General features: G+C 41.9%; 19 protein-coding genes and 1 pseudogene. 15 read left to right on the forward strand and 5 right to left on the reverse strand.

The genetic code is table 11. The features are described from left to right. The first annotated feature begins 12 nt into the window (after positions 1-12). From L0M85_RS04840 to L0M85_RS04905, 14 genes and pseudogenes are all read left to right on the forward strand, one after another. Entirely contained in the window at positions 13-324 is a 312-nt protein-coding gene (locus tag L0M85_RS04840) for a hypothetical protein (RefSeq protein WP_195549916.1), read from the forward strand. A 210-nt stretch (positions 325-534) separates the two neighbouring features. Next, positions 535-1,422, forward strand: a complete 888-nt coding sequence (locus L0M85_RS04845; RefSeq protein WP_195549915.1) for a DUF4300 family protein — start codon at positions 535-537, stop codon at positions 1,420-1,422. Between the two features lie 51 nt (positions 1,423-1,473). Continuing rightward, positions 1,474-1,665, forward strand: a complete 192-nt coding sequence (locus L0M85_RS04850) for a hypothetical protein (RefSeq protein WP_195549914.1) — start codon at positions 1,474-1,476, stop codon at positions 1,663-1,665. A 53-nt stretch (positions 1,666-1,718) separates the two neighbouring features. Next, entirely contained in the window at positions 1,719-2,108 is a 390-nt protein-coding gene (locus L0M85_RS04855) for a hypothetical protein (protein WP_195549913.1), read from the forward strand. A gap of 66 nt (positions 2,109-2,174) precedes the next feature. After that, positions 2,175-3,026 (forward strand): CbrC family protein, encoded by an 852-nt coding sequence (locus L0M85_RS04860; protein WP_236128195.1) that lies wholly within the window; start codon positions 2,175-2,177, stop codon positions 3,024-3,026. A gap of 60 nt (positions 3,027-3,086) precedes the next feature. After that, a complete protein-coding gene (locus tag L0M85_RS04865; protein WP_236128194.1) occupies positions 3,087-3,842 on the forward strand; it encodes a CPBP family intramembrane glutamic endopeptidase in 756 nt (251 codons plus the stop codon). Then, positions 3,839-4,284: pseudogene (locus tag L0M85_RS04870) on the forward strand (hypothetical protein). Before L0M85_RS04865 ends, L0M85_RS04870 begins: the two are co-directional and overlap by 4 nt. 149 nt (positions 4,285-4,433) lie before the next feature. Continuing rightward, positions 4,434-5,873, forward strand: coding sequence for a helix-turn-helix domain-containing protein (locus tag L0M85_RS04875; protein WP_129821997.1), 1,440 nt, complete (start codon positions 4,434-4,436; stop codon positions 5,871-5,873). 239 nt (positions 5,874-6,112) lie between these two features. Next, complete coding sequence (gene glpK, locus L0M85_RS04880) at positions 6,113-7,621, forward strand: glycerol kinase GlpK (RefSeq protein ID WP_125329349.1); 1,509 nt, start codon at positions 6,113-6,115, stop codon at positions 7,619-7,621. 33 nt (positions 7,622-7,654) lie between these two features. Further along, a complete protein-coding gene (gene glpO / locus L0M85_RS04885; protein ID WP_238656588.1) occupies positions 7,655-9,481 on the forward strand; it encodes a type 1 glycerol-3-phosphate oxidase in 1,827 nt (608 codons plus the stop codon). Positions 9,482-9,551: 70 nt separating this feature from the next. Next, the gene (locus L0M85_RS04890) at positions 9,552-10,253 is read left to right on the forward strand and encodes an MIP/aquaporin family protein (RefSeq protein ID WP_048788801.1); all 702 of its coding nucleotides are present in this window, start codon (positions 9,552-9,554) and stop codon (positions 10,251-10,253) included. A 708-nt stretch (positions 10,254-10,961) separates the two neighbouring features. After that, positions 10,962-11,564 carry a hypothetical protein gene (locus L0M85_RS04895; RefSeq protein ID WP_125329351.1) on the forward strand — a complete coding sequence of 201 codons (603 nt, stop codon included), beginning with the start codon at positions 10,962-10,964 and terminating at the stop codon, positions 11,562-11,564. Between the two features lie 109 nt (positions 11,565-11,673). After that, positions 11,674-12,309: a copper homeostasis protein CutC gene (locus L0M85_RS04900; RefSeq protein WP_125329352.1), complete on the forward strand. Its 636-nt coding sequence runs from the start codon at positions 11,674-11,676 to the stop codon at positions 12,307-12,309. 76 nt (positions 12,310-12,385) lie between these two features. Beyond that, positions 12,386-13,045 (forward strand): MmcQ/YjbR family DNA-binding protein, encoded by a 660-nt coding sequence (locus L0M85_RS04905; RefSeq protein WP_238656589.1) that lies wholly within the window; start codon positions 12,386-12,388, stop codon positions 13,043-13,045. A 92-nt stretch (positions 13,046-13,137) separates the two neighbouring features. Here the strand turns inward: L0M85_RS04905 and L0M85_RS04910 are convergent, their stop codons facing one another. From L0M85_RS04910 to L0M85_RS04925, 4 genes are all read right to left on the reverse strand, one after another. Then, entirely contained in the window at positions 13,138-13,800 is a 663-nt protein-coding gene (locus tag L0M85_RS04910) for a hypothetical protein (RefSeq protein WP_125329353.1), read from the reverse strand. A 139-nt stretch (positions 13,801-13,939) separates the two neighbouring features. Beyond that, a complete protein-coding gene (locus L0M85_RS04915) occupies positions 13,940-15,208 on the reverse strand; it encodes a PLP-dependent aminotransferase family protein (RefSeq protein WP_125329354.1) in 1,269 nt (422 codons plus the stop codon). Between the two features lie 88 nt (positions 15,209-15,296). Continuing rightward, a complete protein-coding gene (locus L0M85_RS04920) occupies positions 15,297-15,944 on the reverse strand; it encodes a hemolysin III family protein (RefSeq protein WP_042507512.1) in 648 nt (215 codons plus the stop codon). A 2-nt stretch (positions 15,945-15,946) separates the two neighbouring features. Further along, positions 15,947-16,390 (reverse strand): DUF1836 domain-containing protein, encoded by a 444-nt coding sequence (locus L0M85_RS04925; RefSeq protein ID WP_238656609.1) that lies wholly within the window; start codon positions 16,388-16,390, stop codon positions 15,947-15,949. A gap of 95 nt (positions 16,391-16,485) precedes the next feature. Here L0M85_RS04925 and yaaA point away from each other — a divergent pair, with 95 nt between their 5' ends. Further along, the gene (gene yaaA, locus L0M85_RS04930; protein ID WP_238656590.1) at positions 16,486-17,214 is read left to right on the forward strand and encodes a peroxide stress protein YaaA; all 729 of its coding nucleotides are present in this window, start codon (positions 16,486-16,488) and stop codon (positions 17,212-17,214) included. 376 nt (positions 17,215-17,590) lie between these two features. Here the strand turns inward: yaaA and L0M85_RS04935 are convergent, their stop codons facing one another. Further along, entirely contained in the window at positions 17,591-18,037 is a 447-nt protein-coding gene (locus L0M85_RS04935) for a MarR family transcriptional regulator (RefSeq protein WP_236128190.1), read from the reverse strand. Positions 18,038-18,256: the final 219 nt, after the last annotated feature.

Consider the following 18,256-nt stretch of genomic DNA (forward strand, 5'->3'; position numbering starts at 1 on the left):
TGAGGGTTTTGAATGGAATTAAAAGATTTTACAGAAAAAGAACAGGAACAAATCAACCAAGGTTTGAGCACTGCCGAGATTTCTGATAAGGAAGCGGCGAAGAAGTTGCTTGCTCTTGTACCGCAAGAATGGATCAAGCGCATTCCATTCTTTGTCAGAGGGCATGCGACAACAAAGACGATCGAACGTGTGGCTATGCGCTATCCTGGACTCTATGCCGTTGCCAAGCGCCAAGGAGACCTTCCTGAAAAAGAACGGGAAGAATTGCGTGTCATTATGACGGAAGTCTTTGAAGAAAAGATGAACAAACATAAGATTAAATAAGATTCATTATTCATTGAAGAGCTGGATAGTCTGTCAGCTCTTTTTTGCTACTGATAAACTTTGCTCATTTCGTGAAAAATAGTTGGAGCTAAGTCAGTTTTAAACTATAATATAGGATAAGGAGATTCGATAGGAAAAAGTAATGAATCATGGTACAAAACACGATTCAATGTTACAAAACATCTTAGTATATAGAAAAGGAACCATTTTATGAAACCATTTAAAAAATTCATGCTCCTTACCAGCTGTGCCTTGGGGATCTTTGCTTTAGCAGCTTGTGGTAGCAACCAAAAGCAATCCAAGGAAAAACAGGCAAGCTCCACAGTGCAGCAGTCCCATTCAGACAAGGAGCACTACAAGGGAACTTACAGCAACCTCAATAGTAAGGAAAGTGTCGAAGAAGTGCGGGCTCTCTTATCTGCTTATTTGGATCAGGACAGTGTAGATAAATTTATGGGTCTGGTAACCGACTACGATAGCATTGTTGGCTCGGTCGGCTTGACGGGTGACTTCAGTACCTTCAAAAAGACGGAATACGATGTGGAGAAGATCAGTGACTTGTGGACCAAGCAGAAGGGCGATTTCGTCGGGACCAACTGCCGGATCAATAGTTATACCTTGCTAAAGAATCGTATCGAGATTCCAAAGATGAAAGCGGATAGTGAACTCTTGTTCGTGGATAATGATGCAATTGACAAAGGGAAAGTCTTTGATGAGGCAGAAAAGGAAGGCTTTAACATTCTCTATTCACGGGTTCCGACAGAAGCTACAACGGATGTCAAGGTCCATGCCAAGAAGATGGAAGAGTATTTTGCCAATTTCAAGTTTAATGAAAATGCGCGCATGCTTTCTGTCATCGTTCATGATAACCTTGACGGTAATACCCTTTTTGTTGGTCACGTGGGCGTTTTGGTACCTGCCAAGGAAGGCTATCTCTTTGTCGAAAAACTTACTTTTGAAGAACCATATCAAGCCATCAAGTTTGCGACTAAAGAAGATGTCTACAAATACTTGGAGACCAAATACCAAGATTACACCGGTGAAGGTCTAGCTAAGCCCTTTATCATGGATAATGAAAAATGGGTTGAAACCAAATAGAATTTCCAGCTAGTTAAGTTTGATGGAATTCCAGCTAAGGAAAGGATAAAGATGAATAAAAAACTCACCTATGTTACTTTTACCCTTATTCTTATCGGTTTTTTATTAGTAGAAGCAAGTATGTATGTCCTACCCTACATTGAAGGATTAAAAGAATTAGAACTAGTTGCTTTCGGATTTGGAATTTTTCTCTTAGTGGCTGTCATCATCTTATTAACCAAGACTAAAAAGCATACTGATTAAGGCCGAGTCAACAATTGTACTGTGTATTTAGAATTTATGGAGGGAGAAATGGAATGGCAAGTTTAGGATCAGGACCAGTATTATTAAGTGTTGGTTTTATTGGCTTCTTCAGCATTACGTTATTCGTTCGTCGTTGGTTGGCTAGCCGACGTAGTGGTGGTCCCTTCTTTGCTCCCTTCCATATTAACCGAGGCATCTTCTACATTCATGTGCCTTTGTGTTTCAGTCGGCGAATGATCCCACTGAAAGAGATTAAGCAAATTACCTACTTGCTACTCCGTGGTCGCGCTGGTGGCGGGAGTCGCTATGCTTTCTATATCGAACTCAGAAATGGTAAGACCATTCCCCTCTTTTTTGGGAAAAGCAAGCGCAATGAAGTGTTAGTTGCGAAACTCAAGCGAAATGCTGGCAGGTATGGGTTTAAAGTACATGATCCAGGTTAGAATACAATCATCTGTAGAAATAGAATCTACGATTTATTTCCTTTAAAAATGAAAGCGAGTAGTCCTATGAACGATTCGATGAAAGAATATATCAGACTTAAAAAGCAGTTCCAAGCGCAAGAGAAGGATTCATCCAGCGTGCTAGCTCTTTATGAATTTGCAGATCGTCTAGCTTTACTGGAAACTCCAGAAGCCAAGCAGGTCTTGGTGGATGTTTACCAAGAGTTGGGCTTGTATGCCAGTGCCTTTGCTCTCTTCTCAGGGCTAGTAGACAAGTCTGATCGCAAACAAGTTAAGAAACTTTTCACCTTAGAAAAGATGAGTCTCAGTCATGGAGATCGCTTTGCTCTCCCTCGTCCCTTGACTGAAAAAGAAAAAGAGGCTCATAAAGAGAAAATCAGTGACTTGCCAACCTTTCGTTATCATCCGGACCCACTAGCGACTGGTGCCTTTAAGGAAGGGGAGACCAAGACCTGTCCGTCATGTGGGGAAGACCACACCATCTATTATGCTTTGAGACCCTATTGTGAAGAGGAGCTAAGTCATCTCTGTCCGACTTGTATTGCTACAGGTCGTGCTGCCCAGAAGTTTGAAGCAGAGTTTATCCAAGATGCTGATTGGCAAGGAGTCATGGATAAGGAAAAAGACCAGGTCCTATTTTGTCAAACTCCAGGCTATAGTAGTTGGCAGGGGGAACATTGGCTATCCTGTTGCCGAGACTACTGTGCTTATCTGGGGACAGTTGGCACTCGTGAATTGGAAGAAATGGGCATTGCAGAGCAAGTATTAGCAGAATACGAGGCACGTAATGAATTTCAGGATGTGGCTGAATACTTAGTCAAGGATGGTTCAATGTGTGGCTATCTCTTTCGATGTCTCCATTGTGAACAATACCATCTGTGGGTTGATGCGGATTAGGGGATACTCTAAATCTAATAGAGTCATGAACTATATGAAAGAATAGAAAAGGAATCACGAATGAATAGAAAGCAAGCCCTATCCATGTATTTGATAGGGACCTTCGGTCAAGTATTAGGAGTTAGCCTTCTGGTGTGGTTTTTAAGAGCAGGAGGAGTCAAGGTTGATTTTACATCATCATTTGGGATCATCGCTATTATTGTAGGTGGCTTGTCATCAGCTTTGTGGGGTAGTCTTGCCAGTATTGGCTACTATCAATCTAGTTTCAAACAAGTTCTAAAAGATTTTTTTCAAGTCAAAGACAGTTTAGCAAATTATTGTTTGGTGCTCGTTTTCTTGCTACTCGACTTTTTCCCCTTTATCTTTGGTGGTAAGATCACCACTCAATCGTTGGTCTTGCTATTGGTGCTCTTTTTAAAGGCTCTTCTTTTTGGTGGGATTGAAGAAATTGGCTGGCGTTATTTCTTTCAACCAACTTTGCAGGAAAAAATACCTTATTTTTCAGCTACTTTGATCACCTTTTTAGCCTGGTCTAGTTGGCATCTACTATACTTTTATATCGATGGTTCGTTGGCTGTCATTCAGTTGTTTCCGTTTCTAGTAGGTCTGCTAATTAACTGCTTTATCTTATCGGCCTTGTATCATAAAACGCAAAATTTATGGATCTGTGTCATGACCCATGCCTGTATCAATTCCTTGTCTCAGATTCTAGTGAATAAAGAGGTATGGCTATCTATAGTTAGTAAATTTCTTATTATTAGTTTAGCAATCATGATTGCAAGAAAGAAGTATGTAACTGTAAAGGAGGAAAAATGAGCAAATTTATTTCAAAACAATCAGTCGCTATCTGGTATGCATTGACTGCCCTCCTTGCTACATTTATAGTGGGGCAAGTTATCCTTTGGTTTTTCCCAGATGGGATTAGTATAGGAGCCTCTCTACTGTTTATCCTAATGAACTTAATTCCTATGATTGTGGCGGCTGTCTTTTCTCTGGTGTTGAGTGAAGTCAACTCCCTTGGATTACAGCAGGTTCGTCCAACTATCTCATCTTTTACCTGATGATCTTAGGGAATACCTTCCTATTTGGAGCGCTCAAAGAGTACTCGAAAGGAGCTGTCCCTTGTATCCTCGCTCATATGCTGATCGATAGTCTAGCTGTTCTCATGCTGGTTCAGAGCTCGCTTCCTCAGATTATCCTTCTAGTTATTTTCGAAATCCTTCTAGCCTCTTGGCTAGTGGCTTTACGAAAATCATAGAGTAGAGCTTTACCTCTCAGCCGATTTCGGTGGGAGGTTTTATAATTTAGAGATTGGTGATATTTAGATAGAGCTGGTAAGCATTATATTTCGACTTTCATAAGTTTTGTGTTATGCTAAAACTAATATCATGGAAGGTTTTTCTGAAAATGCATTTAGCTGATTTAATGGAAAAAAGTGAGGGTGGGCAGTTTTTAATCCTGTCTCATCTGCAAAAGCATTCTCCAAGCAGTCTGTCAGAAGTGATGGCTGAGACGGAATTTTCCAAAGCAACATTGAACAAATATCTTGCACTGATCAATGACAAGGCCCAAGAAAATCAGCTGGCCCTTTCCATTGAGGTAGTAGATGAAAACCTTCGCCTTCTTGTGGATTCGGATACCAAGGGGCGGGACATTCGGCGGGCTTTTTTGGACAATGCCATCAAGTACCAACTATTGATCTATTTGCTTTATCATGGCCAGTTTCAAGCTCAGCAACTATCTCAGGAACTCTTGATTAGTGAAGCGACATTAGGGCGTCATATTTCGGGCTTAAACAAATTATTAGCTGAGTTTCAATTTTCCATCCACAATGGGCGCTTGAAAGGGCCTGAACATAAGATTCGCTATTTTTATTTTGGCTTGCTACGAAAGGTCTGGGCTAGTGCAGACTGGAAACAAGAACTGGACAAGAAAGAAAGACAAACCGAAATTGCAACCTTAGAAGAGCTCTGTGGAGCAAAATTGTCTCAAGGACAACGCTTGGATTTTGTTCTCTGGTCCCATATTACCCAGCAACGACTCAAGGTTAATGCCTGTCAGTTCCGAGAAATTGAACAGAAGATGAAGGGCTATACGGACAATATATTTTATCAACGTTTGTTTCATAGGGTAGACCAGCTCTTTTCAGGGAAACACATTGCTCTTAGCTATGAGGATGGAGAGATGTTGATCCTCTTTGCTTTTCTAGTCACCCATCGGATCCTCCCCCTTCATACCATGGAGTATATCTTAGGATTTGGAGGGGAGATTGGGGCTTTGACTACGCAGCTCATTCAAGAGATGAAAACACAGAAGCTTTTAGGAGAGTATATAGAGGGCCCGGTGACCTATGAATTGAGTCAAATTTGTGGCCAAGTTTATCTATTTTCTGGCTATCTGCTACAAGACAAGCATAAATACCAGCTTGAAACGCATCCTCCCTATGGATTTAGTAGCCATGACTATAGAGAAGTAGCAGATTCCATCTTTAGCAAACTGCCTCTCTTTTCCCAAGCGACTGCCCTGGATAAAAAAATTAGGTGGGAGTGGCTTCAATTAATGGATTATATCGTGGAGAATAGTGGGCGTCAAATTAAGATTGGCCTGGACTTAACAGTGGGCTATCTAGGCTATACACGGATGACAGAGGTCCTCAAGCGCTACTTGGAGTACAATCGTTTTATTACCATTGAAGCCTTTGATCCAGCTACGGATTATGATTTGATTGTGACCAACAATCCTATTAGCCATAGCAAGCGAATTCCTGTCTATTATTTGAAATATGACTTGGATCTGACAGATTTAGCCAATATTCGTCAGATGATTTATGGGGATGCCAATTCTTAGTAGATTACAAAGAAGACTTGGGTCTTCTTTTTTTGTTGGAAAATGCTTAGATTTGTCTGAAAATTTAATAGAACAGCAGTTTGGAAATCTCTTCTGTCTCAAGCGATTCAAGAGACGCTCCTCATATTTTTTAAAAATTAAAAAAAAATTGATGAACATGAAAGCGGTTTATTTTGTATACTAGACAATGTAAGGAGTACATCTCCTAAAGAATATTTCTTTTCCCAGGAGGACAGTTCATGTCACAAGAAAAATACATTATGGCCATTGACCAAGGAACAACTAGTTCTAGAGCCATCATTTTTAATAAAAAAGGAGAAAAAGTAAGCTCTAGCCAAAAAGAGTTCACTCAAATTTTCCCTCAAGCTGGTTGGGTTGAACACAATCCAAATGAAATCTGGAACTCTGTTCAGTCTGTTATCGCTGGTGCCTTTATCGAAAGTGGCATCAAACCAGGACAAATTGAAGCTATCGGAATTACCAATCAACGGGAAACAACTGTTGTTTGGGATAAGAATACTGGCCTTCCAATCTACAATGCCATTGTTTGGCAGTCTCGCCAAACAGCTCCTTTAGCTGAACAACTTAAGAGCCAAGGCTATGTCGAAAAATTCCACCAAAAAACAGGTTTGGTCATTGATGCCTACTTCTCAGCAACTAAGATTCGCTGGATCTTGGATCATGTAGAAGGAGCACAAGAACGGGCTGAAAAAGGAGAATTGCTCTTTGGAACCATCGATACTTGGTTGGTTTGGAAGTTGACAGATGGAGCGGCTCACGTAACTGACTATTCAAACGCTGCTCGTACCATGCTCTATAATATCAAAGACCTAAAATGGGACGATGAGATTTTGGAAATCCTTAATATTCCGAAGGCTATGCTTCCAGAAGTGCGTTCCAACTCTGAAATCTATGGGAAAACAGCTCCTTTCCATTTCTACGGAGGAGAAGTGCCTATCTCTGGTATGGCGGGTGACCAACAAGCGGCCCTCTTTGGACAGTTGGCCTTTGAACCTGGTATGGTTAAAAATACTTACGGTACTGGATCTTTCATCATCATGAATACCGGTGAAGAGATGCAGTTATCTGAAAATAACTTGTTGACTACCATTGGATATGGAATCAATGGTAAAGTCTACTACGCTTTGGAAGGATCTATCTTTATCGCTGGTAGTGCCATTCAATGGCTTCGTGATGGTCTACGCATGGTGGAAAGCTCACCTGAATCTGAACAATATGCACGTGATTCTCACAACAACGATGAAGTTTATGTGGTACCGGCCTTCACAGGTCTAGGAGCACCATACTGGAATCAAAATGCTCGTGGTTCTGTCTTTGGCTTGACTCGTGGAACAACCAAAGAAGACTTTATTAAGGCGACTCTTCAATCCATTGCATACCAAGTACGGGATATCATTGATACTATGCAGGTTGATGCTAAGACGGCTATTCAAGTCCTTAAAGTGGACGGTGGAGCAGCTATGAACAACTTCTTGATGCAGTTCCAAGCGGATATTCTTGGTATTGATATCGCTCGTGCTAAAAACTTGGAAACAACAGCTTTGGGGGCAGCCTTCCTTGCAGGTCTATCAGTCGGCTACTGGAAAGACCTAGATGAATTGAAAGAACTCAATGCAACTGGTGAACTATTTGAGCCTTCTATGAACGAATCTCGTAAAGAACAACTCTACAAGGGATGGAAGAAAGCTGTTAAAGCAACCCAAGTCTTTGCAGAAACAGAAGACTAGTCCAGCCTCCAGAAGGATAGAAAGTGAAGAATTATGGAATTTTCAAAGAAAACACGTGAATTATCGATTAAGAAAATGCAAGAACGCACCCTTGATCTTTTGATCATCGGGGGTGGGATCACGGGTGCTGGTGTAGCCTTGCAGGCAGCAGCCAGTGGTCTTGAAACAGGTTTGATCGAAATGCAGGACTTTGCGGAAGGAACCTCCAGCCGTTCTACAAAATTAGTCCACGGTGGACTTCGTTACCTCAAACAATTTGACGTAGAAGTGGTATCAGATACGGTTTCAGAACGTGCAGTGGTGCAACAAATTGCTCCTCATATTCCAAAACCAGACCCAATGCTCTTACCTGTCTATGATGAAGATGGGGCAACTTTCAGCCTCTTCCGTCTCAAGGTAGCTATGGACCTCTATGACCTCTTGGCAGGTGTCAGCAATACACCAGCTGCCAACAAGGTTTTGACCAAGGAGGAAGTGTTGGCTCGGGAGCCTGAGTTGAAACAAGAAGGTCTTGTCGGTGGTGGGGTTTACCTAGACTTCCGCAACAATGATGCTCGTTTGGTGATTGAAAATATCAAACGTGCCAACCAAGATGGTGCACTTATTGCCAACCACGTAAAAGCAGAAGGATTCCTCTTTGATGAATCTGGTAAGATCACAGGTGTAGTGGCGCGTGATCTCTTGACAGATGAGGTCTTTGAAATCAAGGCTCGTTTGGTGATTAATACAACTGGTCCTTGGAGCGATAAAGTGCGTAATCTCTCAAATAATGGAGAGCAACATTCACAAATGCGTCCAACCAAGGGTGTTCACTTGGTCGTAGACTCAAGCAAGATCAAGGTTTCTCAACCTGTATACTTCGACACTGGTCTTGGAGACGGTCGGATGGTCTTCGTCTTGCCACGGGAGAACAAAACCTACTTTGGAACGACTGATACAGACTACACTGGTGACTTAGAGCATCCAAAAGTGACCCAAGAAGATGTCGACTACTTGTTAGGTATCGTAAATAACCGCTTCCCAGAAGCTCACATCACCATCGATGACATCGAAAGTAGCTGGGCTGGTCTCCGTCCTTTGATCTCAGGAAATAGTGCTTCTGACTACAATGGTGGAAACAACGGAACCATCAGTGATGAAAGCTTTAATACTTTGATTGCAACAGTTGAAGGCTATCTTTCTAAAGAAAAATCTCGTGAAGATGTTGAATCAGCAATCAGCCACTTGGAAGGTAGCACTTCTGAAAAACACTTGGATCCATCTGCTGTCTCACGTGGATCAAGCCTTGACCGCGATGACAATGGTCTTTTGACCCTTGCTGGTGGGAAGATTACAGACTACCGCAAAATGGCTGAAGGGGCTATGGAGCGTGTCTTGAACATTCTTAAGGAAGAGTTTGACCGTCAGTTTAAGTTAATCAACTCTAAGACCTACCCAGTATCTGGTGGCGAAATTAACCCAACAAACGTGGATTCTGAAATTGAAGCTTTTGCTCAACTTGGCGTATCTCGTGGCTTGGACAGCAAGGAAGCTCACTACTTAGCTAACCTATATGGTTCCAATGCACCTAAGGTCTTCGCCCTTGCTCATAGCGTGGAACAGGCACCTGGATTGAGTTTGGCTGATACCTTGTCACTTCACTATGCAATGCGCAATGAATTGGCACTCAGCCCAGTTGATTTCCTCCTTCGTCGTACCAACCACATGCTCTTCATGCGGGATAGCTTAGATGCGATTATCGAACCTGTTTTGGATGAAATGGGCCGCTTCTATGAATGGTCAGAAGAAGAAAAAGTTGGCTACCGCAAAGACTTGCAAGTCGCTTTGGAAAACAATGACTTGGCAGCATTAAAAAACTAAGAAAAACAAAAAAGGGGTTGGAAAGAAGACTGTCTAACCTTCCCCTCTTTATAATGGAGAATTAAATCATATGAAAGAATTATTTGGTGAATTTTTAGGGACCTTAATCCTCATTCTTCTGGGGAATGGGGTTGTAGCAGGAGTGGTTCTTCCAAAAACGAAAAGCCACAACTCAGGTTGGATCGTCATTACCCTTGGTTGGGGGATTGCGGTTGCTGTCGCAGCCTTCATCTCTGGTAAGTTAAGTCCGGCCCATTTGAACCCTGCAGTAACAATTGGGGTTGCCCTTAATGGTGGCCTAGCTTGGGCATCTGTCATTCCTTATATCCTTGCTCAATTTGCCGGAGCCATGGTCGGGCAAGTCCTTGTCTGGTTACAGTTCAAACCGCATTACTTAGCAGAAGAAAATCCTGGAAATATCCTTGGAACATTTAGTACAGGTCCAGCTATTAAGGATACTACTTCAAACCTCATCAGTGAAATCCTCGGAACCTTTGTCTTACTACTAACGATCTTTGCACTTGGTCTTTATGACCTTCAAGCAGGGCTTGGTACCTTTGCTGTTGGTACCTTGATTGTGGGGATTGGTTTGTCTCTTGGTGGAACCACAGGTTACGCTCTCAACCCAGCTCGTGACTTAGGTCCTCGTATCATGCACAGCCTCCTTCCTATTCCTAACAAAGGAGATGGTGACTGGGGATACGCTTGGATTCCAGTAGTTGGTCCAATCATTGGAGCAGTACTAGCAGTAGCAGTCTTTAAAATGTTTTAAAAAAGAAAGAGTGTGGGACAGAAATCGGTAATTCGTTAGAATTCGATTTCGTCGTCCCACCTTCGCACAGTTGAGTAGGGCTGTAAAAGCTGATAAAATCAGCGTAGTAGAGCCCACTCAACCACTGCGTCTTGCTCGATAATCCAAAGACAATTGAGAGGCTAGGACTTTTGTCCCAGCCTCTTTTAAAATACCTCATTAGCTAAGGAAAGCTTTTTACGTTATAGTTTAAAACAAGCTATAAGAAATGTAAAACGCGATAAAGAAAATAATGATGGCAATAATGTATTGAACTGGCTTAGGTAGGTTATTCAATTTATCCATGAATTCTTTCATTGTTTGATCTCCTTATTGTTTGATTCTCTTAGGATTAGTGTAGCATGAAAAAAGGCCCAAAACAATAGGCAATATGGGTGTTTTTGTTAAAATAATACTCCTAGTTATTCACCAGTCATCTTATTAAATTTATAATCGCTCATGAAGTTGATAAGAACGCTAGTAAAGATGACGAATGGGGGATGCAATTCCATTAACATTCAAATAGGGGATGGGACCTTGGCCGGCCTCTTTTCTTGTTTAGATCATGCTCCTCCGAGTCGCTTTTTTTGAAAAATTAGGGTAGAATAGAAGTCATATTTTAAAAAGAATAGATCAATAGTGATAGAGATGATTTCTCTTCTATCCAACTAAACGAAAAGAGGTGACCATATGTGGAAATGGATCAAACGACTCATCGGACTGACCTTCCTCCTAGTGATTGTCCTAGCAATTTTCTTGATACCGGCAAAAGTTTCGACTCAAGAACAATTTAAGAATGTAACAGTGAATTCTACGCTGGTAGATTTGGCCCAAGAAGGTCTTTCTACAGCAGACGTAACAGCATCTGGCCTGCAAACAGAGCTTCAGCTGAATTCTCCTCAATTGCGCCAAGTCATCAAAGGAATGCTCGGAGAGGTGTCGGATGAAACACTCCTCAATACAGCTGTCTCTATGAATGGAGACCATATCAATGTTCAGGTTCCGATTGAACTGGGACCGGTGGAAACCATGGTGAGCATGGACTTTTCAGCGAGTGTGACGGATCAACAATTGACCTTAAACCTGGAACGGGCCCGTCTTGGCCATCTCCCAATTCCACGTGCCTTGGTTGCTTCGAAAATTGCTGAAAAAGTTAACCAAGAGGGAACCGGAGCTACCATGACAGGCAATCAAATCCAATTGACCTTGCCGACAAGTGGCTATCAAATCCATTCTGCGAAGGTCGAAAAAGGGAACATGGTTCTACAAATCATCGTTCCAATTTCCTATTAAGCATCAACCATTGGTTTCTGACGAGGCCGATGGTTTTTCTGTTTGACAAAGCCCAGAAAAAAGAGTAAGGTAGAACGAGAAAACGATTTCAGAAACAGGGAGATTTAAAATGCCACTATATGAATTTTGTGCAGAAAACATAACTCTTTTAGAAAAAGCTTTTCAAGCAGAAGCGCGACGAGTAGAACTATGTGATAACTTAGCGGTAGGAGGTACGACTCCTAGCTATGCTGTGATCAAAGAGGCTGTGAGGCTTGCTAAAGAGTATCAGGCCAAGGTTATCGTCATGATTCGTCCACGAGGTGGAGATTTTGTATACTCTGATCAAGAGCTAGACATTATGTTAGAAGATTGGAAAGTTGCCCGTGACCTGGGTGTTGATGGCTTGGCGGTAGGTGTCTTGACTGCTGACAATCAGCTGGATAAAGACGCTATGCTTCGTTTCATCCAAGCTAGCCAAGGATTTGAATTGACCATGCATATGGCATTTGATCAGATTCCTCTAGAAGATCAAGCGTCGACGATCGAGTGGATGAAGGAAGTGGGCGTGACCCGGCTATTAACGCGAGCTGGCAGTCCAGAAACAGACTTAGAACAACGTTTAGCGCGCTACGAAGAGTATGCTAAGTTAGTGGATGGCCAGGTAGAAATCTTGGCAGGTGGCGGTGTCTCCTTGGAGAATCGTCAGCTTTTCCTTGACGTTCCAGGAGTGGATCAGGTCCATGGGACCCGAGTTGTCTTTTAAATCTATATGAGTTGAGGACCATTCTCAACTCATTTTTTGCTTCTTTTTGGTATACTGGAGAAGAAGGAGTAGACCAGTGTTTTTACCGGATTATTTTGAGAAATATAGTATAGATAAAGAAAAAGCCCTGGCTTATGGGTTTTCAGAGCAGGGAGAGGACTATCACTATGAGCAACTAATCCTCGATGGAGACTTCAAGCTCTATGTGACTGTCCAAGGTAAGGAAGTGGATTTTTGGTTAGTGGATCAAGAAACAGGTGACGACTATATGCAGCTCCATATGGACCAGATGGTGGGTCAATATGTGGGGCAAGTCAGAGAAGCCTGTCAGCAGGCCTTAGAAGATATAAGAAAGTCTTGTTTTGCTGTCAAAGATTTTATGTATCCACAGACCAAGCGCTTGGTGGATTGGATCAGTCAGCAGTATGATCGTCCCCTCGAATATCTATGGGACCGCTCACCGGACTCGGGCGTCTTTCGTCATCAAAAGGATCTCAAATGGTTTGGCGTTCTCATGAAGATTGACTGGTCCAAGCTAGATGCGAGACAGGAAGGGAAGATTGAGGTCTTAAATCTTAAACTGGACTATGTCAGCCAACTATTAGAAGAGTCTCCGTTCTATCCGGCCTACCATATGAACAAGAAGTACTGGATCAGCATTCCCTTGGATGAACGAGTTGAGGATGATCATCTTTTTGAGCTTGTGGCCAAGAGTTGGGCTTTGACCAAGAAGTAAGGGTTTCACCCAATAGATTCGTAAGAGTGAATGAAACATAAAAAAGAATGTTGAGGGGTCAACATTCTTTTTGAGTGGTAAATTTCCTGGCCTTATTGCTCTTTGGTCAATGAGAAGTGGAAATCTCTGTAATTGCTATAGTTAAACTCTGTATTGATATCTGTTGTAAAGGCTATCGGAGTATAATGACCTTCCTCAAGGATAAATCCTGGTTTGAAGCGGAAATTTGCCACTCCTAATCCAGTAATACCAGGAAGTAGTGCATCTGCGCCATTAAGACCTTCTGACTCCCAGTAATAGACATTACCAGATGCTTGAATAGCTCTTGCAGTATAGGTAGCTGTGCGTGTTGGTTCACTATCATTTTTAAAGCTAACGACAGTTGTAATATCTCCATTGGCTTCAATAGTCATTTTGATGCTATCCGCCTGAGGGCTAGATCCTATCCATGTGCCGACAAGATCTGCAGGAACAGCTGCTTGATCAGTTGAAGATGTATTTTCTGCCTTGTTCGGTTCAGTTGAAGCTGGTGGGTTACTTGCCTGACTTGAAGATTCAGTTCCTACTTTTGCTTGAGAAGAAGAAGCTGTAGCTTTTTTATTCAAGCTAGCTTTTGGCTTTTTCTCAACTTTCGAGCTAGAAGCTTTTACGGATGAGGAAGTTGTTTTATCTTTTGAGCCACACCCTCCCAAAGCAAGTCCAAGTGATGCAGCCACAAGAGAGGCTGCAGTCCAACGAATCAAAGATCGTTTCATAAGATCACCTCTTTATCTTTCTGACTTAGATTATACTCTTATTGTTACAGATGTCAAGTGATTTTTGTAATAAATGTAATGTTTTTGTAACATAGTTTTATATATAAAAATAACTCAAGAATAGAAGGATGGGATTGAATCATAGATAAGCGTTAATTTGGGGTAAAACCTCTTCCAATTTGTCCTGATTGATACGGGCAAAGGCATAGGGACAGCTTTTAATATAGGCAGATTCGAAGAAGTGGAGAGGGAGACCGCTATGTTTCAGTCGAGCGACCGAAGGGACCTGTCTTAAATCTAGTAAAACACCTCCAATGACCGGCCATACGGGAACGGACAGGGAATGTTGCTGGAGTAGGGAAGCGGCTTGCTCTTTTTGGATGACTTGTTGTTGGTGAAGGAGCCCTTTATTTTTTGCAAACATGCCATTGTCAATATAGAGGCTCAAGGCCTTCTGCATGACCAAGTTACTTTCGTAGTCGAGTGTTCCCTTGAGTTTTAAGACAGGGGCAAGAAGAGCTTGGGGGAGGACCATAGAAGTGATGCGGAGGGCAGAAAAGAGGCTGGTAGAAAAAGACTTGATGTAGATGACCCGGTCAGATGCATCCAGATAATGAAAGCTAGGAGAAAAATGTGGATCATAGTCTCCCAAGTAATCGTCCTCGACAATATAGACATCATAGAGGTCTGCTAAGGCCAATATCTGTTCCTTCTCTTGTTTGCTATAACTATGTCCCAGCGGGTAATGGTAGCGTGGAATGGTATAGAAAAATTTGATCTTGCCACTTTTGAAAATAGCTTCCAGTTGCTCAAAGTCAATTCCTTGAGGCAAGCGATTGATGCTTTGATAAGGTAAGTCTTGCTCCTGAATTAATTTATTGATGCGGTAATAGGTTGGTTGCTCTACAAGGATTTCTTCTTTTTGGTTCGGAAAGGCGACCTGGCTTAGGAGGTAGAGGGCTTGCTGAGTTCCTGAGGTGATAACGATTTGTTGCTCCTGGGTGTATATGGCATCTTCTCGCAGGAGAGAAGCAATAGATTGACGGAGATCGACTAGACCTTCCTGCTTTTCATAGTAGTTGAAGAGGTAATTATCACGACCGACAAGGGTTTCGTTGATACAAGTCCGAAAGTCTTCAAAGGCCTGGAAGCGATCTTCCTTGAGGCGTAGAGGCAGATCAGTATGCTTTCCAGTCTCTTCCTCCAGGACATAATAGCCGCTTTGGGGCTTGGCATAGATATAGTTCTTGTAGCTGAGCTCGAGCAGGGCCCGTTGGACGGTGTCCTTGCTACAGGCATACTGACTGGCTAGTTGGCGAACGGAAGGCAGGCGGTCTCCAGTTTTTAGGATCCCCTGGTCAATCTGGTTTTTTAATGTTGTAAAAATTTTTTGGTATTTGGTCGTCATAACTGTCCCCGTACAATTTTTCTTTATTGTAGTCAATTGGGTGTAAAAAAGCAACTAAAAAGTGACTCCCTATAAGAGAGTCACTGTCTTACATGACATAAACAATCGCGATATATTGGAGAGCAGAAGCAGCTAAGATGAAGAGGTGCCAAATCATGTGGAAATAAGGTTTCTTTTTGGCGTAAAATCCAGCTCCAACTGTGTAACATAGGCCACCCATCAGCATCAAGCCCCAGAAGGTTGGACTTGTTTGGCTAATGATTTGCGGGATGATGAAAATCACCAACCAACCCATAATCAAATAGAGGGCCAGACTGAATTTTTCATTTACCTTCTTAGCAAAAATCTTGTAGAGTATCCCAAAGATGGTCGTCCCCCATTGAATCAGGATAATGGCATAGCCGAACCAGTTGTTCATGAGAGAAAGAACGACGGGGGTGTAGCTACCTGCAATGGCAATATAAATCATGGAGTGATCGATGATCCGAAGGACGTACTTCTGAGGAGAGTCATAGGCCATGGCATGGTAGATGGTCGATGAGAGAAACATGAGAAAGAGACTGATGACAAAAATCGAAGTCCCGACAGCTGCTAGAGTTCCATGTGTTTCATAACTATAAATAGCAGAAGTTGGTAAGAGAAAGAGCATCAAAACGGCACCGACTGCATGGGTGACACTATTTGCGACTTCCTCTCCAAAGGATAATCGTTTACTTAATTTACTAGCATAATTCACTTTTATTTTTCCTCCTCAGAATGAACATGGATATAGGATAGAGTTTCTTGGTAGAGTAGCACGGTACGACAGGCAGATTCGATAATGGGTGCTAAGGGTTCTTTTTCCTCATGTAGGAAGTCTACAAAACTATTATAGAGGTCAGCGGAGCTGGCTTGACTCTGCAAGAGGTTCAAGGTAGCTGCGATCTCTTGAATCGAAAAAACCGTCTTTAAGGTCGTAATAGCAATGAGACGGGCAACTTGCTGTCGCTTGTATTTCTTCTTATCTGGTTTTGGCAGGTAGCCGTGTTTAACGTAATTATTAACCATGGAGGCTGTCAAGCCCTTGTCTGTTTCTGAGATAAAAGGCGCACACACCTTATTGACATAGAGGAGGACTTGGTCCAAATAAAGATCAATATCAGGAATTTCTTCCCACCTGGGATAACTGTAGTTGAATAAAATAGTTATTACCTCTTTGTTATCTAGTTTTAATAACTAGATGATAACATGATGGTAATTTTATGTCAAGCGAAAATGAAATATGGTACAATAATTCTATGAAACTATTAATTCCTACAGCAAAAGAAATGAATCTGGATACCCCAGAAAAAACGGCTCATCCTGTATCAAATGAGGCACAAGCGGTCATCGATGCCTTAGCTTCATTATCTCTAGAAGAGTTAGCCTCGCTTTATAAGATTTCTGAAGAACGGGCAAGTGAAGAAGAGCAACGGATCCAAGCGCTCAAGTCTGGTACAGCTAAGACTTATCCAGCTTTGAATCTCTTCGACGGCCTCATGTATCGGAATATCCGCCGTACGGACTGGACAGAAGCAGAAGCGGCTTATGTACAAGACCATCTCTTGATTACCTCAGCTCTTTATGGGGTGATTCCAGCCCTTACTCCGATTGCTCCTCATCGTTTGGACTTTCTCATGAAGCTCAAGGTCCAAGGGAAATCCTTAAAGACTTTTTGGAAGGTTAGCTATGATCAAGCCCTTGAGGATGAAGACCTCATTATTTCTTTGCTCTCCAGTGAGTTTGAAACCGTCTTTTCTAAGGAGATTCAAGATCGGATGGTGACCTTTAAATTTCTAGAAGAGAAAAATGGTCAGTTGAAGGTTCATTCGACCATTTCGAAGAAAGCGCGTGGGGCTTTTGTGACAGCCTTACTAGAGAATCAGATCACAAGGGGCGAAGAGATGAAGCAGTTAAGCTTTAATGGCTTTGCCTACCAGGATGATTTATCGACTGACAAACAATTAGTCTTTGTGAAATATGAGTAAATAAAAGGTACTAGTCAGCAGCGACTAGTACATCAGATTGGAGTCAAAGCACTCTTAAAAACTTTCCTTAGGTGAGTACGGACGTCAGAGAACTTCTTCAAAGTCCCATGACTAATTATTGAGCCTCTTCGCTCTTTAATTTCTTGGCTCAGGCTAAAACAGTTCCCCAAACTGTTTTACTCTCAATAATTCCGAGTGCCTGAAACATAATTGTTTCAGGCACTTTTCTCACAGCGGAAAGTTTTAACTCTGCTTAATGACTCAAAAAAATCTTTTTAAGGTACTAGTCAACAGCGACTAATACATTTTGTTCTTGAGAATAAAAAAAAACGCGTTCATAGTTAGCTATGAACACGACTGATTGAATGATTAGAATTTAGTGGGAGCCCTTTAATTTTTTCAGAAGTGATTGCAGTTGTTTTTGCTCTTCTTCGCTAAAGACACTCATAACTTTTTGAACATTTTGTATATGATCAGGAAGTACTTCGATAATTTTTTTACGTCCCTTTTCTGTCAAAGAAACGATGCAGGCACGACGGTCATCTGGATCCGTTTCGCGCTTGATCCATCCATCACGCACCATATTTCGAATCACGACAGTCATATTTCCAGAGGTCGCTAAAATGCTGTCAATCAGGTTCTGGATACGGAGATCCCCCTTACTGTACAAGGTTTCTAAAACGGAAAACTGAGTAGGGGTCAACTGATGTTCCTTAAAGACATGAGACTCTGCTGCACGAAAAGTCCGTTCCGCCTTGTGAAAGACAATCATAGTTTTTAATTCTGTTTGGGCTTCTTCAAATAGTTTTTCTAAATTCTTCATACTATTATTTTATCAATAAATAGTATTAGACGCTATTAAGCCTTAATATCAAATACATTACAGGTGGGTGACAAGATAATGGAATTATCAACACAAGGAATAGGTCTGTTAACTTCACTTTCAAATTATTTACAACTCGAATAGTTAGAAGGAGTAAAGTTTATGTGGAATCTTTAGCAAAATCTTGCTCCAAGTCAGATTTATGGTGTATAATATAGG

This window comes from Streptococcus sp. DFI.7.26 (assembly GCF_022240605.1).
Lineage (GTDB): Bacteria > Bacillota > Bacilli > Lactobacillales > Streptococcaceae > Streptococcus > Streptococcus xiaochunlingii.

What these genes read in the sequence shown, in the direction of transcription:
- L0M85_RS04840 (WP_195549916.1), top strand. Translation starts at nt 13, where the DNA reads ATGGAATTAAAAGATTTTACAGAAAAAGAACAGGAACAAATCAACCAA.
- L0M85_RS04845 (WP_195549915.1), top strand. Translation starts at nt 535, where the DNA reads ATGAAACCATTTAAAAAATTCATGCTCCTTACCAGCTGTGCCTTGGGG.
- L0M85_RS04850 (WP_195549914.1), top strand. Translation starts at nt 1,474, where the DNA reads ATGAATAAAAAACTCACCTATGTTACTTTTACCCTTATTCTTATCGGT.
- L0M85_RS04855 (WP_195549913.1), top strand. Translation starts at nt 1,719, where the DNA reads ATGGCAAGTTTAGGATCAGGACCAGTATTATTAAGTGTTGGTTTTATT.
- L0M85_RS04860 (WP_236128195.1), top strand. Translation starts at nt 2,175, where the DNA reads ATGAACGATTCGATGAAAGAATATATCAGACTTAAAAAGCAGTTCCAA.
- L0M85_RS04865 (WP_236128194.1), top strand. Translation starts at nt 3,087, where the DNA reads ATGAATAGAAAGCAAGCCCTATCCATGTATTTGATAGGGACCTTCGGT.
- L0M85_RS04875 (WP_129821997.1), top strand. Translation starts at nt 4,434, where the DNA reads ATGCATTTAGCTGATTTAATGGAAAAAAGTGAGGGTGGGCAGTTTTTA.
- glpK (WP_125329349.1), top strand. Translation starts at nt 6,113, where the DNA reads ATGTCACAAGAAAAATACATTATGGCCATTGACCAAGGAACAACTAGT.
- glpO (WP_238656588.1), top strand. Translation starts at nt 7,655, where the DNA reads ATGGAATTTTCAAAGAAAACACGTGAATTATCGATTAAGAAAATGCAA.
- L0M85_RS04890 (WP_048788801.1), top strand. Translation starts at nt 9,552, where the DNA reads ATGAAAGAATTATTTGGTGAATTTTTAGGGACCTTAATCCTCATTCTT.
- L0M85_RS04895 (WP_125329351.1), top strand. Translation starts at nt 10,962, where the DNA reads ATGTGGAAATGGATCAAACGACTCATCGGACTGACCTTCCTCCTAGTG.
- L0M85_RS04900 (WP_125329352.1), top strand. Translation starts at nt 11,674, where the DNA reads ATGCCACTATATGAATTTTGTGCAGAAAACATAACTCTTTTAGAAAAA.
- L0M85_RS04910 (WP_125329353.1), bottom strand. Translation starts at nt 13,800, where the DNA reads ATGAAACGATCTTTGATTCGTTGGACTGCAGCCTCTCTTGTGGCTGCA.
- L0M85_RS04915 (WP_125329354.1), bottom strand. Translation starts at nt 15,208, where the DNA reads ATGACGACCAAATACCAAAAAATTTTTACAACATTAAAAAACCAGATT.
- yaaA (WP_238656590.1), top strand. Translation starts at nt 16,486, where the DNA reads ATGAAACTATTAATTCCTACAGCAAAAGAAATGAATCTGGATACCCCA.
- L0M85_RS04935 (WP_236128190.1), bottom strand. Translation starts at nt 18,037, where the DNA reads ATGAAGAATTTAGAAAAACTATTTGAAGAAGCCCAAACAGAATTAAAA.